The sequence below is a fragment of the Streptomyces sp. NBC_01077 genome (genome assembly GCF_045162855.1).
In the GTDB taxonomy this organism is placed as follows: domain Bacteria; phylum Actinomycetota; class Actinomycetes; order Streptomycetales; family Streptomycetaceae; genus Streptomyces.
This window is the reverse complement of the sequence record NZ_CP108669.1, coordinates 1,794,612-1,810,146: the sequence shown is the minus strand read 5'-3', so window position 1 is coordinate 1,810,146 and position 15,535 is coordinate 1,794,612. Positions and strand designations below refer to the sequence as shown.

Sequence of the window (15,535 nt, the reverse complement as noted above, 5' to 3'; positions counted from 1 at the left end):
CCGTCGTACGTGCGATGCCGCTGCCCGTACGACGCGCCCGACCTCCCTCCGGAGAGAGCCTCGAACCACGGACACCTACCGAGGAGCTGAACCGTCGTGAACACACTCGCCTATGCGGGCCCCGGCCCGTGGATCCTTCTCTTCCCCCTCGTCTGGGCGGCCGTGATCTTCGGCCTCGTCACCGTCGCCCGCCGCGCCGGATGGCGTCGCGGACGCGACGGCGGCTTCGGCCGCTTCGCCGGCCCGGGTCGCGACGCCGGGCCCGACGACAGCTCGCCCATCGCCCTGCTGGGCCACCGGTTCGCCGCAGGGGAGATCGACGAGGACGAGTACTGGCGCCGGCTGACCGTCCTCGAAGAGCAGTTCGGCCGTCGCACCGACTCCAAGGGGCGCCGGGCATGACCACCACCGAGACACGACCCCAGGCCGCCCCCGCCGCCGTCCGTGTCGTCGACGCCGTCAAGGTCTACGGGCGCGGCGACACGGAGGTCAGGGCCCTGGACGGGGTGAGCGTCGACTTCCCCGTCGGCCGCTTCACCGCCGTCATGGGGCCGTCGGGCTCCGGCAAGTCCACCCTGATGCACTGCGCCGCCGGGCTCGACACCCTCACCTCCGGCGCCGCCCTCCTGGGCGAGACCGACCTGTCCACGCTCGACGACCGTCGTCTGACCCTGCTGCGCCGGGACCGGATCGGCTTCGTCTTCCAGGCCTTCAACCTGCTGCCGACCCTCACCGTCGCCGAGAACGTCACCCTGCCGCTCGACCTCGCGGGCCACACCGTCGACCGGGAGCGCTTCGACCGGATCGTCGACACCGTCGGGCTCCGCGACCGCCTCCACCACCGGCCGAGTGAGCTCTCCGGAGGCCAGCAGCAGCGTGTGGCCGTGGCCCGCGCGTTCGCCGGCGACCCGGACGTCGTCTTCGCCGACGAACCCACCGGCAACCTCGACTCGCGCTCCGGCGAGGAGGTCCTGCGACTGCTCGGCCGTACGGCGCGCGAGACCGGGCGTACGGTCGTCATGGTCACCCACGACCCGGTCGCCGCCGCCCACGCGGACGAGGTGATCTTCCTCGCGGACGGCAGGCTCGTCGACCGGATGAGGGCACCCACGGCCGACCGCGTCCTCGACCGCATGAAGGCGTTCGACGGCCAGGGCACCCCCGCGCCCGACAGCCCGGCACCCCGCACGCCCGAGGGTCAGGCGGCCGCCCTCACCACCCGGGGAGTCACCCCATGAGAACCCCCGCCTCCTTCCGCCTCGCCCGGTCCTCCCTCCGCGCGCACCGGCGCCGTTTCCTCGGCACCTTCGTCGCCGTGCTCCTCGGGGTCGCCTTCCTCACCGGCACCCTCGTCATGGGCGACACCCTGCGCGCCAGCTTCGACTCGATGTTCACCGGCGCGAGCCGGGGCACCGACGCCGTCGTCCGCAGCGCCGTCACGGTGACGGCCTCGGGCGACGCCCAGGGCACCCGCGGGCCCGTCGACGCGGACCTCGCCGAGCGCCTCGCGCGCGTGCCCGAGGTCGCCGCCGCCGCGCCCCGGATCGAGGGCGCCGGTCAGCTCCTCGCGGCCGACGGCACCCCCGTCGGCGGCAAGGGCCCGCCCACCCTCGCCGGGAACTGGATCGACGACCCGGCCCTCAACCCGTACCGGCTCGCCGAAGGCCGTGCCCCGAGCGCCTCCGGCGAGGCCGTCGTCAACCGGGGTGCGGCGAAGGCCGCCGGCCTCGCCCTGGGCGACACGACGGTCCTGCGCACCCCCGACCCGGTGCGGGTCACCGTCGTCGGTCTCGCCACCTTCGGTGGCGCGGACGGCATGGGCCAGGTCACCTGGGCCGGTCTGACCCGCGCGGACGCCGAGCGGTATCTGACGGCGCGCCCGGGCGAGGCGACGAGCATCGCCGTACGGGCCGGGCGCGGTGTCTCCCAGGAGGAGCTGGTCGCCGCGCTCGCCCCCGCCCTGCCCGACGGAGTCGAGGCGATCACCGGGCAGCGCGCCGCCGAGGAGAACACCGAGATGGTCTCCGGCCGCTTCCTGAGCCTCTTCACGACCTTCCTGCTGGTGTTCAGCGGGGTCGCGGTGCTCGTCTCCGTCTTCACCATCCACAACACGTTCGCCGTGCTCGTCGCCCAGCGGACCCGCGAGAACGCCCTGCTCCGGGCGATCGGCGCCGCCCGGCGTCAGGTCGTCACCGGCACCCTGGTCGAGGCGCTGACCGTCGGGCTGCTCGCCTCCCTCGCCGGACTGCTCGCCGGGATCGGCGTGGCGGCCGGACTGCAGGCCCTCTTCCCGGCCGTCGGCTTCCCCTTCCCGGAGGGCGACCTGGTCGTGGCCGGTACCTCCCTCGTGCTGCCGCTCGCGGTCGGGCTCGCCGTCTGCGCGGGCTCGGCGCTGCTTCCCGCCGTACGGGCCGGACGCACGGCCCCGCTCGCCGCCCTCCGCGAGACACAGGTGGACGCTTCGGGAACCTCACGCGCGCGCGTGGTGACCGGCGGCGCCCTGCTCGCCGTCGCGGTCGGCACGGTCCTCGCGGGAGTGCTCGGCACGCCCTCGCTGTGGTTCGCCGCGACCGGCGCGACGCTCGCCGTCGCCGCGTTCGTGGTCCTCGGCCCCGTGGCCGCCTCGGTCGCCGTACGGGTCCTGGGCCGGCCCCTGCGCGGCGCCAACCGCGGCCTCGCGCGCCGTAACGCACTGCGCAGCCCGGGGCGTACGGCGGCGACCGCGACCGCCCTGATGATCGGCGTCGCCGTGGTCACCCTCTTCACGGTCTTCGGCGCCTCCCTCAAGGCGACCATGGACCGCACGGTCGACCGCTCCTTCGCGGGCGACGTGGCCATCAGCGGGGCCACGTTCGGGGCCGGCGGCGCGGGGCTCAGCCCGGGCCTCGCACCGGCCGTCGCAGCGCTTCCCGAGGTCGACACCGCCGTGGGCCTGGGGCGCGGAGTGGCGGAGGTGGACGGCCGGGGCCGCGCCCTGACGGTCACCGACCCGGCCGCGCTCTCCCGCACCCTCGACCTGGGCGCGGTACGGGGCTCCCTCACCGGCCTCGGTACGGACGGGCTCGCCGTCGCCGCCGACGAGGCGGCCTCCGCGGGCCTGGCGCCCGGCCGGACGACCGAGCTGACGTTCACGGACGGCACCCGGCACACCTTCACCGTCCGGGCGGTCTACGAACGCTCCGACCTCGCCGGCGACTACCTCGTCACCCGGGAGGCCTGGGCCCCGCACCGTACCCAGGACTCCGACAGCCTGGTCGCCGTCTCCTTCGCGGACGGGGTCACCACCGCACAGGGCAAGGCGGCCGTGACCGAGGTCGCCGACGACTACGGCCGGCCGGAGGTGCAGACCCGGGAGGAGTACGCGGAGTCCTCGGCGGGCGGCATCGACATGATGCTCACCCTCGTGTACGCGCTCCTCGCCCTCGCCGTCCTGATCGCGCTCCTCGGCATCACGAACACGCTGCCCCTGTCCGTCCACGAACGGACGCGTGAGCTGGGCCTGTTGCGGGCCGTCGGACAGACCCGGGCCCAGCTGCGGGCCATGGTCCGCTGGGAGTCGGTCCTGGTGGCGGCGTTCGGCACGGTCGGCGGACTCGTCCTCGGCGGCTTCCTCGGCTGGGTGCTCGTCCGCGCCTCGGAGGGCTCGGGCGACAGCGCGTTCGCCTTCGCCGTACCGGTGCCGCAGCTGGCGACGGTGGCCCTGGTCGGTCTGGTCGCCGGGGCCCTGGCGGCCCTGCGCCCGGCGCGCCGGGCGGCCCGTCTGGAGATCCTCCGGGCGATCGCCACGGAGTGAGTGACGGGACCGGGGCCGCGCTGTCGGCCCCGGTCAGCCCGCGCGGCCCGCCGGCACCCGGCGGGCCGTGGCCACGGCGGGGGCCGGCGCGAGAACCGGTTCGACGGCCGGGGCCGGGGCCGGGTCGGCCGGGGCACTGAGAGGAACGCCGGGGAACGGCGCGAACCCCAGGAAAGGACCCTCGGTCGTGGAGCCGTACACGGCGTACGCACGCGTCTCGACCGGGACGGCGGGCGGCGGCGCGGCGAGCGTGAACCACACCACCTTCCCATCGGCCCCGCAGGGGCGGACACCCCAACTCTCGCTGACCGCGCCGACGATGGCGAGGCCGCGACCGGACGTGGCGAGACCGTCGTCGGCGTCGAGCGGGTCCAGGAAGCCGGCCTCCGGTATGCGGGGGTCGTGGTCCCGGACGGAGACCGTGAGCCGGTCGAGCAGCAGCTCGATCTCGACGGTGCACCGCTTGTCCGGCTGGGCATGCCGGTGGACGTTCGTCAGAAGCTCGGTGACACCGAGCACGGCATGGTCGATCAAAGGGTCGAGATGCCAATGACGGAGATGCGCGGAGACAATCCTGCGGACCTGTCCGATCCGCGACGGCAGGGCCTGGAGCTCCACCGCGTAATACCTGCTCGGCTCGCTGATCACGGCTGCGACTCCCCGAAGTAGTCCGGAAGAAGACGAAGATTCGGATCTCACATGCGGTACAGCAGGGTGGCGACTGAGCGCACTGTCACCACCGGTCAACCCTCGGTGAGGTGGTTCCAGCGTGAACCAGTGGTGAGCGTCCCGCAACTCACGGCGACCTGCGCCCCCCGAGGGGCCGACTCAGCGGCGTCCGCCGGCCGCCCGCTTCAGCGCCGCCAGGAATCGCCCCGACTCCTCCGACGCGCCGTGGCCGGCGCCCCCGGTGTCGCCGTCCTTGTGGAGGGTCAGCCGGTAGCGCGTGCCGTTCACGGTGGCCACCGCCTCGTCGGGCTTCGCGAACCACGGCCGCCCCGCCCGGACCGCCGCCACGGGCGCGCTGTCGATCTCGCTGCCGTAACTCGTGAGAAGGGCGAGCCGCCCGTCCTCGATCCGTACCTCGCCGGCGCGTGTCAGTGAACGCGGCCAGCGGGCGATCCGAACGCCCCTGGCGCTGAACTCGGGTTCCGACATACCGATCCGCCCCTTTCACCCGGTTGCCGCTTCCAGTGTGCCGGGCCGCCGGGGCGCGCACCAGGGGCCCCCTCCGCAAGTCATCCCTATGGAGAGTCAAAGGAAACGTTTGCCCAGGTGAGAGCGGTATCGTCGGCAGTGGGGAACCCCCAGGGAAGTGACCGAGGAGAGGCGCGGATGAGCACCACCGAGAACACAGTGGAGAGCGGTGTCACCGCCGCCGCGGTGACCGTCGACGTCGACCGCAGCGATCCGGCGTACCGGTCCTGGCTCAAGGAAGCCGTCCGCAAGGTCCAGGCCGACGCCAACCGCTCGGCCGACACGCACCTGCTGCGCTTCCCGCTCCCCGAGAAGTGGGGCATCGACCTCTACCTCAAGGACGAGTCCACCCACCCCACCGGCAGCCTCAAGCACCGCCTCGCCCGCTCCCTCTTCCTGTACGGCCTCTGCAACGGCTGGGTACGGCCGGGCAAGCCCGTCATCGAGGCCTCCAGCGGCTCGACCGCCGTCTCCGAGGCGTACTTCGCGAAGCTCATCGGCGTCCCCTTCATCGCCGTGATGCCCCGCACGACCAGCCCCGAGAAGTGCCGGCTGATCGAATTCCACGGCGGGCAGTGCCACTTCGTCGACGACTCGCGCACCATGTACGAGGAGTCCGCCGCGCTCGCCGAGCGCACCGGGGGCCACTACATGGACCAGTTCACCTACGCGGAGCGGGCCACCGACTGGCGCGGCAACAACAACATCGCCGAATCGATGTACCAGCAGCTGAAGTTGGAGCGCTATCCGGAGCCCGCCTGGATCGTGGCCACCGCCGGCACCGGCGGCACTTCGGCGACCATCGCCCGCTACGTCCACTACATGCAGCACGACACCCGTATCTGTGTCGCCGACCCCGAGAACTCCTGTTTCTTCGACGGCTGGACGCACCACGACCCGCACGCCACCGCCGACTGCGGTTCGCGGATCGAGGGCATCGGCCGCCCCCGGATGGAGCCGAGCTTCGTGCCCGGGGCCGTCGACCGCATGATGAAGGTGCCCGACGCGGCGAGCATCGCCGCCGTCCGTGCCCTGGAGGCCGCGATCGGCCGCAAGGCGGGCGGCTCCACCGGCACCGGCCTGTGGAGCGCCTTCAAGATCATCGCCGATATGGTCGCCCACGAGCGGACCGGCAGTGTCGTCACCCTGATCTGCGACGGGGGCGAGCGCTACCTGGACAAGTACTACTCCGACGACTGGCTGGCCTCCCAGGGCCTGGACATCGGCCAGTACAGCGCCGCTATCGAACGCTTCCTGGCGACGGGGGCCTGGCCGGAGTGAGCCGCCGGTCGAGCCGGCGCGCGGCGTCCCGGAAGGACAACCCCACACCCGGCCCCGCGAGCCGCAGCGCGAGCCGGAACGGGGCCGCGCCGTCGGCGGCCATCGTCCACCGCAGCCGGGTGCCCCTCCCGACGGGGGAGAGGGCCCACTCCTCCGCGAGGGCCGTGACGCCGGGGGCGTTCGTCGAGTCCACGCGGTAGGCGTACCGGGCGTCGGGCTCGGAGGCGAGGATCGTCTCCTCGAAGACGATCCCGCCCCGGAGGCGGATCGTCCGGCCCGCCCCGTCGCCCGACGGGACGGCGGAGCTGACCGCGGTGAACCAGGAGGGCAGGCTCCCCACCTCCACGGCGAGGGACCGGTGGACGGCCGAGGGCGGGGCGGCGAGGGTCGCCGTGAAGACCAGACGGACGGGCGCGGACGCGGTGAAGTCGAGCTCCACCGGCCTCAGTCGGCGTGCCATGGACCGAACCTCCCCAGGACGGAACAGGACGGAAGCGAAAGAGCACCCTAGCTGACGGATTGTCAACAGCACAGGGGCGCGGACGGTGGCCCGGCTCACTCCACCGCACCGGCTCACCCCTCCCTCAGCAGCCCGTCGACCGCCCGCCCGAACAGGGCCCGACCCGCCCACGCGAGCACCGGGTCGAAGGCCCGCGGCACGCCCCGTACGGAGAGTTCCTCCGTCCACACCACCCGGCTCCCGCCGCCCGCCATCTCTGTCACCTCGACGAGCGCCCACCCCCGTACCACCCGGCCGGACTTCTCCAGACGGCACACGCCCGACCGGCCGGCCCCCGCCCCCGGTGGTTCCCAGCGGACGACCTCCATCGGGTCGTCGAAGGACAGCCGGCCGATGCCGGTACGGGCCGTGAAGCGGGTGCCGGCCCGGTTCGGCCCCGGTGTCAGCACCCTCGTGCGGGTCAGCGGCACCTGGCGGCCGTGCGCCGGCCAGTCCGTGAGCCGCCGCCACACCTCCTCCGGGCCGAGCGGCACGGTCCGCTCGACCCGGAAGAGGCTCACGCCTGCTCCTCGCCCGCCACCAGGAGTCCCGGCAGGTGCTCCGCCACCTCGGCCCGTACGTCCTCGGGCAGGCCCCGGTCCGTCACCCAGGTGTCCACCTCGTCGAGGGCGGCGAACGAACTCAGGCCCACCGTCCTCCACTTGGTGTGGTCGGCGACCACCACGACCCGGCGCGCCGACCGCATCAGGCATCCGTTCGTCTCGGCCTCCGCCAGATTCGGGGTGGAGAGCCCCGCCTCCACCGAGATGCCGTGCACCCCGAGGAACAGCAGGTCGAAGTGGAGCGAGCGGACCGCCCGGTCCGCGACCGGGCCCACCAGGGCGTCGGAGGGCGTGCGCACCCCGCCCGTCAGGACGACGGTGGCCGCTCCGCGCCGCGACTCCCCACCGGTGCCCGCCTGTTGGGCCTCGTGGAACACGTCCGCGACCCGGACCGAGTTCGTCACCACCGTCAGGTCCGGCACGTCGAGCAGATGCCTGGCCAGGGCGTACGTCGTCGTCCCGCCGGACAGGGCGATCGCGCTGCCCGGCGCGACGAGAGCCGCGGCGGACCGGGCGATCTCGTCCTTGGCGCTCGGTTCGAGCACCGACTTGGCCTCGAAGCCCGGCTCGTGGGTACTCGCCTCGACCACCGGAACGGCCCCGCCGTGCACCTTCGCGAGCATGCCCTGCCGGGCCAGCGCGTCTAGGTCGCGACGGATCGTCATGTCCGAGACGCTGAGGCGCCGGGTCAGCTCGTTGACCCGTACACCGCCGCGCCGCCGGACCTCGTCGAGGATCAGGGCACGCCGCTGCTCCGCGAGGAGGTTCTGGTTGTCAGTCACCGCCGGGGCCGGTCCTTCCGCAGGAGACAAGGGGATGGTTGTCGGATTCGGTGAGGAACGGTGCGCGGGCGCACCACTGTCCGCGATCCTGGTGCCGACGTCGCATCTTCCCACCCTGAGAGGAAGTCCCCTCAGTGTCCCCTGCCACACCCGCTCCGGAGAGCGGGGGCGCGGCGCTCGAACTCCTCGTCCACGGAGTCGGCGGAGCCACCCCCCAGGACATGCTCGACGACCCCAGGACCGTACGGATCACCGGCGACCGGACCGCCGCCATGCACCGGCGCGCCGAGGACGTCGACGCGGAGGACCACCCGGAGCGGTACGCGGCGCGCCCGGTCCCGGAGGCGTACGTCTGGTCCAACCTGACCTCGGGCGACGGCGCCCGCGCCCTGTGGCTGCTGCTCCTGCCCTTCATGGTCGCCAACCTCGCTCACTGGATGCGCCCGCCCGCCCAGGGCCGGCCGGGGCTCGTCCGGCTGTACGGGGTCCTCGTCCGGCTCGTCGCCCTCACCCTCACCGTGCTGCTCACCGCCGCCGCGTGCGAGGTCGCCCTCGACCTGACGGCCTGGCAGTGCGCGGCGAGCACCGCCTGCACCGACGCATACTCCTGGCTCGGTTTCCTCTCCGAGGCGAGGGGTGGCTGGTGGTCCGAGCCCGGCCGCCGCCTCGCCCTCGCCGCCCTGGTGCCGACCCTGCTCGTCGGCCTTCTCTGGTACCTGTCGAACCGGACGTGGAGCGCGTACGAGGCCCAGCGCCCGCCCACCGGCTACGACGACCCCGTGGCGGAGACGCGGGCCGACCAGGGGGCAACGGACCCGGTCGCGGATCCGAGCGCCGACACGGAGACCGCCGACCGGGGGGACGACGGCCCCGGCCCCGTCGAGCTGCGGCCCGCCCTCGGCCGCCCCGGCTTCTGGTACGGGCGCCGGCTCGTCGCCCGCCTCAGGGCCGCCCACACCGCCGCCGGCTTCCTCACCGTCGCCGCCGCCCTCGCCACGGCCACCGGCCGGTACGACATGACGACCCCGGGCGCCGGCGCCGTCCTCGGCCGGGTCCTCCAGGCCGCCGTCGCCGCCCTCGCTCTGCTCGTCGTCTGGGTGGTCTGCCGCCGCGGCCGCAGCGAGCGCCGCCTCGACCTGCGCGTCGAACGCGCCCTCGTCTCCTGGCTGCCCGGCATCTCGCTCGCCCTGCTCGCGCTCACCGCCCTGTACGCCGGCTGGTCCCGCCCCGGCTGGGCCTCCGGCGGAGCCCTGCCCGGCAATGTCGCCTTCGGTGGACTCACCCTCGCGCAAGGCGGCCTCGTCGTCGCCCTCGGCGTGGTCGCCCTTCTCCTCCAGCGGCCCCGCAGGGACCCCCGTACCGCGCTGCGCGGACTCGGCGGACCGGCCGTCGCCATGCTCGCCTGCGCCCTCGCCGGGGTCATGTCCGGCGGCGTCGCCCAGCGGGTCGCCGACTGGCTCGACGGGCCCGCCACCCCCGGCATGGGCGACGGCGGTCCGCGGATCGGCCCGCCCGTGCTGCTCAGCTGGCAGGCGTCCGTCATCCCCGTGCTGCTCCTGCTGCTGCTCGTGCCCGCCGTCCTCCTCGCCGTACGGACCGTGCTCGCCGGACAGCGCCTGCGCACCGAGGTCGAGGCCGACTACGACGCCGGCGACGAACGCGACCCCGTCCGCACCGGACAGATCGCGGCCGGTCGGGCACGCGCGTCGCTCACCGACTCCGCGCCCGTCCTCGTCGGCGTCGTCTCCGGAGCCACCCTGCTCCTCGGGGCGGGCTCCGTCGCCGGCGCCTGGGCCAGCGGAAACGTCCCGGGCCGGGCCTTCGACGGGGCCCACCCCGCCCTCGCCTCCCTCGCGACCGCCACCCAGGCCATCGGCTCCTGGATGATCGGCTTCGGCTTCCTGCTCTTCGTCACCTGGGGCCGCCGCGCCTACCGGGACGCCTCCGCCCGCCGCACCATCGGCATCCTCTGGGACGTCGGCACCTTCTGGCCACGCGCCGCCCACCCGTTCGCCCCGCCCTGTTACGCCGAACGGGCGGTTCCCGACCTGACCTGGCGGATGAGCTCCTGGACCCGCAGCACCGGCGGACGGCTCGTCATCTCAGGTCACTCGCAGGGCAGCGTCCTCGCCGCGGCCGCCGTCTGGCAGCTGCCGCCCGCCACCCGGGGCCGCGTCGCGCTCCTCACCTACGGCTCACCCCTGGAGCGGCTCTACGGACGCTGGTTCCCGGCCTACTTCGGCCCGGAGGCGCTGCGTGCCCTGAACCGTACGGTCCACTGCTGGAGCAATCTGTACCGCGCCACCGACCCCATCGGTGGACCCGTCCGGGTCCCCGCCGAGGACGGCAGGCCGGCCGTCGACGGATCCGTCCTGCTCGACCCGGTCGCCTACGGCCGGACCCGCGCACACCCGCTGCCCGAACCGATCCTGGGCCACTCCGACTACCAGGCCGACCCGGCGTTCGCCCACCGGCGCGGCGCCCTCCTGGACCGGCTCCCGCCCGCCGTACCCCACCAGCGCGATCCGAACTCGCCTGCCGATCAGGGGAGTTCGGGCAGATCCTCCGGATAGAGCAGCGTCAGGTCGTCCGTGCTCGTCTCGGCGAGCTCGGCGACCCGGCCCGCGTGCCGCTCCACCATCGACTCGAACGTCTGCCGCGCCGTACGCCCGTTGCCGAAGGCCGGGCCCTTGGGGAGCTTCGTGAAATACACGAGGAGCGCCTCGTCCGTGCCCGGGGCGAGCCGGTACTCGTGCTCGTCGGCCTGCTGCCCCACGATCCGGAGCAGCTCGTCCGGGTCGTAGTCGCCGAAGGTGATGGTCCGTGAGAAACGGGACGCCACACCGGGGTTGACCGTGAGGAAGCGCTCCATCTCCGCCGTGTACCCGGCGACGATGACCACCACCGCGTCCCGGTGGTCCTCCATCAGCTTCACCAGCGTGTCGATCGCCTCGCGGCCGAAGTCCCGGCCCGAGTCCTCCGGCGACAGGGCGTACGCCTCGTCGACGAACAGGACCCCGCCGCGCGCCCGGTCGAACGCCTCCTGGGTACGGATCGCCGTCGAGCCGATGTGCTCGCCTACCAGGTCCACCCGGGAGACCTCCACGAGATGACCGCGCTCAAGGACGCCGAGGGAGGCCAGGATCTCGCCGTACAGCCGGGCCACCGTGGTCTTTCCCGTGCCGGGGTTGCCCGTGAAGACCAGATGACGGCGGACCGAGGCGGCCTTGAGCCCCGCCTCCTGACGCCTGCGCCCCACCTCGATCATGTTGGTGAGGGTGCGTACCTCCAGCTTGACGCTCTCCAGACCCACCAGGGCGTCCAGCTCCCCGAGCACGTCCTGCGAGGAGCGGGCGTCGGGTTCCGGCGCGGCCGGGACGGGTACGGCCACCGGGGTGCGGGGCGCGGGGACCGACCCGAGCAGCCCCGCCGACTGGGTGGCCGTCAGGACCGTCCCGCCGTCGGGCACGGAGGAGCGGACCGCACTCTCGTCACTGGTGCAGTCCTCGGCGCTCGCGCCCTCCTCCGGGAACTCGTAACCGCCGCGCGCGCACCGCTCCGTACGGCACTTGCGCAGGGTGGTCCGGCAGCCGTCGGTGACATGGAACCCGTACCCGCCGCTGCCCGTGACCCGGCAGCCGGTGAAGGAGCCGCGGCCCTCCGCCGACACGTAGAAACCGGCCTCGGCGGGCGAGGTGACCGTGCACCGGTCGATCGTGGGATCGGCGCCCTTGGTGACGATGACCCCGGTCTGAACGGAGTCGATCGTGCAGCCGCCGAGCGTGCCGCCGCTGCCGTGGTCCCGGAACCAGGCGCCCGTGGACGCCTCCCGGATCCGGCAGTCGTCGAGCTGGGCCGTCGCCCCGTCGCTCACTGACACCGCCGTGTTCCGCACCTGCGAGAGATCGCTGTCGACGACGTCCACGCGCGAGCCCCGGTCGAGGACGAACAGCGCGTCCGGTACGTCGTGCACCCGGCAGGCGTCGAGGACGGCGGTCGCCCCGTCGCTCACCCACACCGCCGGGTAGTCGCCCGTACTGTCGTGGATCTCGCACTGGTTGGCGTCCACCCGGGTCCCCGGGTCCCAGACCGACAGGCCGTTGCGGCCGAAGCGGCGCACGGTCGACCGGGTCAGGGTCAGGACCGAACGCGAGCGCAGGTCGACCGCGTTCTCGGGGACGTCGTGGATGTCGCAGTCGGAGAGGGTGAGCACCGCGTCGGTGTCGAGGGTGATGCCGTCCCCCGAGGTGCGGTGCACCGAGGAGTCCGTGAGGTGGGCGGTGGCACGGGCCGCGATCTGGAGACCCGCGCCCTTGATCTCGTACACCTCGCAGCCGACGCCCTCCAGGCCGCTGCCCTCGCCGGTCACGGCGATCCCGGCACCGGAGGCGTGGTGCACCCGGCAGCGTTCGAGCCGCGGATGCGCCCCGCCCCGCACCGAGATGCCCGCCTGCCCCGCGGAGACCACCTCGCACTCCTCGAAGACCCCGCCCGCGCCGTCGAGTACGGCGATGCCGACCCCGGCGGGATTGTCGACGGTGCAGCGGCGGACCGTCGGCCGGGCCGCGCCCCGCACCTCTATCCCGGCCGCCGAGCGGGTCATGATCCGCAGGTCGAGCAGCTCGGGGGTGCCGTCCTCGATGAGCAGCGCCGGCGCGGCGACGTCCTGCCCCTCGATGTGGAGGTCCTGCACGGTGACGGAGGCGCGCAGCGTCAGCGGCACCCCGTCCGGCGGCGCGATCCGCACCGAGCCGATCGCCCCCTCGGGGCCGCGCAGGGTGACGGCCCGCCGCACCACGAGGTTCTCCCGGTAGGTGCCGGGAGCGATGGTCAGCACGTCCCCGTCGCCGGCTGCCTCGAGTGCGGCGGCGAGCGAGGGGTACTCACCCGTGCGGCGCCGCCACCGCGATGTGCCGGTGTGCGTCACCTGGACCGTGCCCTGTGCCATGGGTGTGTCCTGCCCCCGCCTCATGCCTCGCCGCTGATCCGATGCCCCACCGTAGCGCGCGCGGGGGCACGGGGTTGACGGGTCGTGGGCCCGTACTCGTACGTCGGGTGGGGCGGGTGTCCGGCGCGTGTCACACGCGGTCAGGGGCCGGTCGCGCGTGGTCGAGGTCGGTCGGGCTCGGTCGCGCGCCGGCCCCGTCGGCCCCCGGACGCGCCGGCCTCGTCGGCCGCCGGATTCGGCCCCCGGTTCCGTCGCGGGTTCAGCTGCCGGTTCCGGTCCGGCCCCGGTTCGGCCCTGGCCTCAGCTGCCGGTGCCGGTGCGGCCCCAGTCGGGTCCGGTCGCCGCCCAGGCGCGGTCGAGGCGGGCGTACCGCTGCAGCACCAGGCGGCGTACGGCGAGGCGGCGGACGAGCTCCACCATGAGGCCCGCGAGGAGCGCGGCCATCAGCCCGGCGACGACCGCGTGCGCGCGGGCCGTGTCCGCGTGCATCGGCGGCGCCACCGGGTGCCCGTACCGGTCGGTCCAGATCGGGAAGGTGGCGCCGGGAGCGGAGTTCCGCCGGGCCGTCGTCACCGTTCCCGTACGGGCCGAGCCGTCGGGCGCGGTCCACTCGGCCACGACGGAGCGGCGCAGCCGCTCCTCGCCGGCCGCCTCGGTGGTCCGGGCTCCGCGCGCGGGCCGGTCGGCGGGCCGGAGCACCCGGGCGGTCGTCGGCACGCGCTGTTCCTGCTGGATGCGGACCGCGCGCTGGAGCGAGCCGTGGGCGGAGGCGCCGGCCGCCCAGCCGGTCAGGGGCACCACGAGACAGAGCAGCGCGAGCGCCACGAACGCGACCCAGGCCTCGGCGAGATCCGTGGTCCGGCGCAGGGGATTGTGCCGCCAGCGCCAGAGTCCGATGGCAGCGCGCACGTCGGCACCCCCTCGTTGTTCACCGCTCCTTCAACGAGTGTGCCCCGGGGGAGGGTTCCCCGCCTGTCGGGCCGGTGAACTGTGACGGGCCCCTCCGATCCTCGGTCGAGGGCCGGAGGGAGGGCGCTGCTCAGTCCAGGATCTTCACCTCGTCGCCGACCCGGACCGTGCCGGTGTGCTCGGGGACGAGGTTCTGACCGAAGATGACCCGGCCGTCGCTCTTGCGGTGCCGGGCGAGGGTCCGCAGGGGCTCCTTGCCGCGCTCGGCGGTGAACTGGTTCGTCGTGGTGACGACACAGCGCCCGCACGGCCGGGCGACCCGGAAGGTGACCTCGCCGACGGCGAGCCGCGTCCAGTCGTCCTCCGCCCAGGGCGACGCACCCTCGATCACCAGGTTCGGCCGGAACCGGTTCATCGGAAGCGGGCCCTCGTGGGCGTGGTCCCCCTGCGCGATCAGCGAATTGAGGGCATCGAGCGAGGACGTGGTGGTGACGAGCAGCGGATAGCCGTCCGCGAGGCTCACCGTCTCGCCCGGCAGCGCGTACTCCGGGTCGACCGGACGCCGGTGTTCGGGCGCGTCCATGTGGACGAGCCGGAACTCGCCCTCCAGGTACGCAGAGAGCCAGCCGGCCGCCTCGGCGCCGGCCGGCACCACCTCCACCGGCTTGTCGAAGATCTCCACCGTGACCGTGGACGAGGGGTGCGGCACCTCGACCGTCAGCGGCGGGTGGCCGGACGCGGACAGGGTGATCCCACCGCCCGGCAGCGGCTGCGCCGTGGCCAACGCCATCCGGGGGTGACGGCGTTGGGTCACGACCTTGTCCGCGGCATCGACGACGGCCCATCGGCGGTCCCCCGCCAGCCCCCAGGGCTGGACCTCGGCCTCCGTGGGGGCCAGCGCGCGCATGGCCTTCACCGGGTGGACGTGGATGGAGCGGAGCACAGGAGTCGGCATACGGCCATCCTGCCAGCCGCTCCGGAACCGACGTCGTCCGGAGAGCGAAAGCCGGTCAGTAACCCCCGCCCTGGTAGGGACGGTTGTACGGGTCGTCGTACTGCATCGGGGCGGGGGCGGGCCGGGGTGCCGCCGGACGCATCGCCTCGTACCCCGCGGGCGCGGGGCGGGGCGGCTGCGCGTACTGGCCGCCCTGGTAGCCGCGCGGGGCCACCTGCTGCTGCGGGATGTACGGGGCGGGGGCGTGCTGCAGGGGCACGGGGGCCATCTGCGGCGTCGGCTGCGGGTATCCGTAGCCGTTGCCGTAGGAGGGCTGCGGGCTGGGCGCCGCCGGGAGGGCGGGCAGGGCCGCGGGGAGCGCCGGCAGGTAGGAACCGCTGGAGGGGAAGCTGCTGCCGGTGGCCGGGAAGCTGCTGCCGGTGTCGTAGGCGGCGGGCACTCGGATCGGGGCGATCTGAGGCGTGCCCCGCTCCGCGACCAGGGAGTCGTAGATCGGGGTGTCCGGGAAGGACGGCGCGGTGTGGTAACCGCCTCCATAGGTGGAGCGGGGGGAGGTCATGGCACATAAGTTAAGCCCACGATGTGCTGGTTGGGGAGCCCGATTAGAG

14 protein-coding genes are annotated in these 15,535 nt (G+C 74.0%); 5 read left to right on the top strand and 9 right to left on the bottom strand.

Features of this window, described 5'->3' with window-relative positions:
• The first annotated feature begins 96 nt into the window (after positions 1–96).
• The 3 genes from OG462_RS07860 to OG462_RS07850 are packed head-to-tail and all read left to right on the top strand — an operon-like array spanning position 97 to position 3,793.
• Positions 97–402 (top strand): SHOCT domain-containing protein, encoded by a 306-nt coding sequence (locus tag OG462_RS07860; protein ID WP_406055799.1) that lies wholly within the window; start codon positions 97–99, stop codon positions 400–402.
• Complete coding sequence (locus OG462_RS07855; protein ID WP_406055797.1) at positions 399–1,238, top strand: ABC transporter ATP-binding protein; 840 nt, start codon at positions 399–401, stop codon at positions 1,236–1,238. Before OG462_RS07860 ends, OG462_RS07855 begins: the two co-directional genes overlap by 4 nt.
• Positions 1,235–3,793, top strand: a complete 2,559-nt coding sequence (locus OG462_RS07850) for an FtsX-like permease family protein (protein ID WP_406055795.1) — start codon at positions 1,235–1,237, stop codon at positions 3,791–3,793. Before OG462_RS07855 ends, OG462_RS07850 begins: the two co-directional genes overlap by 4 nt.
• Positions 3,794–3,826: 33 nt before the next feature.
• Here the strand turns inward: OG462_RS07850 and OG462_RS07845 are convergent, their stop codons facing one another.
• Entirely contained in the window at positions 3,827–4,441 is a 615-nt protein-coding gene (locus OG462_RS07845; RefSeq protein ID WP_406055793.1) for an ATP-binding protein, read from the bottom strand.
• 180 nt (positions 4,442–4,621) lie between these two features.
• Entirely contained in the window at positions 4,622–4,951 is a 330-nt protein-coding gene (locus tag OG462_RS07840; RefSeq protein WP_406055791.1) for a hypothetical protein, read from the bottom strand.
• 177 nt (positions 4,952–5,128) lie between these two features.
• Between OG462_RS07840 and OG462_RS07835 the strand changes: the two genes are divergently transcribed.
• Entirely contained in the window at positions 5,129–6,271 is a 1,143-nt protein-coding gene (locus OG462_RS07835) for a PLP-dependent cysteine synthase family protein (RefSeq protein WP_406055789.1), read from the top strand.
• Here the strand turns inward: OG462_RS07835 and OG462_RS07830 are convergent.
• From OG462_RS07830 to OG462_RS07820, 3 genes are all read right to left on the bottom strand, one after another.
• Positions 6,231–6,731, bottom strand: a complete 501-nt coding sequence (locus OG462_RS07830; RefSeq protein ID WP_406055787.1) for an SRPBCC family protein — start codon at positions 6,729–6,731, stop codon at positions 6,231–6,233. The two genes, OG462_RS07835 and OG462_RS07830, sit on opposite strands and share 41 nt — an antisense overlap.
• A gap of 113 nt (positions 6,732–6,844) precedes the next feature.
• Positions 6,845–7,291: an SRPBCC family protein gene (locus OG462_RS07825; RefSeq protein ID WP_406055785.1), complete on the bottom strand. Its 447-nt coding sequence runs from the start codon at positions 7,289–7,291 to the stop codon at positions 6,845–6,847.
• Positions 7,288–8,115, bottom strand: coding sequence for a DeoR/GlpR family DNA-binding transcription regulator (locus OG462_RS07820; protein ID WP_406055783.1), 828 nt, complete (start codon positions 8,113–8,115; stop codon positions 7,288–7,290). Before OG462_RS07820 ends, OG462_RS07825 begins: the two co-directional genes overlap by 4 nt.
• A 134-nt stretch (positions 8,116–8,249) precedes the next feature.
• Between OG462_RS07820 and OG462_RS07815 the strand changes: the two genes are divergently transcribed.
• Positions 8,250–10,688, top strand: a complete 2,439-nt coding sequence (locus OG462_RS07815; protein ID WP_406055781.1) for a hypothetical protein — start codon at positions 8,250–8,252, stop codon at positions 10,686–10,688.
• On the opposite strand, the gene OG462_RS07810 is transcribed toward OG462_RS07815, so the two are convergent.
• The 4 genes from OG462_RS07810 to OG462_RS07795 form a co-directional block, all read right to left on the bottom strand.
• On the bottom strand, positions 10,658–13,063 hold the full coding sequence (locus tag OG462_RS07810) for a right-handed parallel beta-helix repeat-containing protein (protein WP_406055779.1): 2,406 nt from the start codon (positions 13,061–13,063) through the stop codon (positions 10,658–10,660). The two genes, OG462_RS07815 and OG462_RS07810, sit on opposite strands and share 31 nt — an antisense overlap.
• Before the next feature lie 300 nt (positions 13,064–13,363).
• Positions 13,364–13,972 carry a hypothetical protein gene (locus OG462_RS07805; RefSeq protein WP_406055778.1) on the bottom strand — a complete coding sequence of 203 codons (609 nt, stop codon included), beginning with the start codon at positions 13,970–13,972 and terminating at the stop codon, positions 13,364–13,366.
• 130 nt (positions 13,973–14,102) lie between these two features.
• Entirely contained in the window at positions 14,103–14,927 is an 825-nt protein-coding gene (locus OG462_RS07800) for an MOSC domain-containing protein (RefSeq protein ID WP_406055776.1), read from the bottom strand.
• A 55-nt stretch (positions 14,928–14,982) separates the two neighbouring features.
• Positions 14,983–15,486 carry a DUF6643 family protein gene (locus tag OG462_RS07795; protein WP_406055774.1) on the bottom strand — a complete coding sequence of 168 codons (504 nt, stop codon included), beginning with the start codon at positions 15,484–15,486 and terminating at the stop codon, positions 14,983–14,985.
• Positions 15,487–15,535 lie beyond the last annotated feature (49 nt).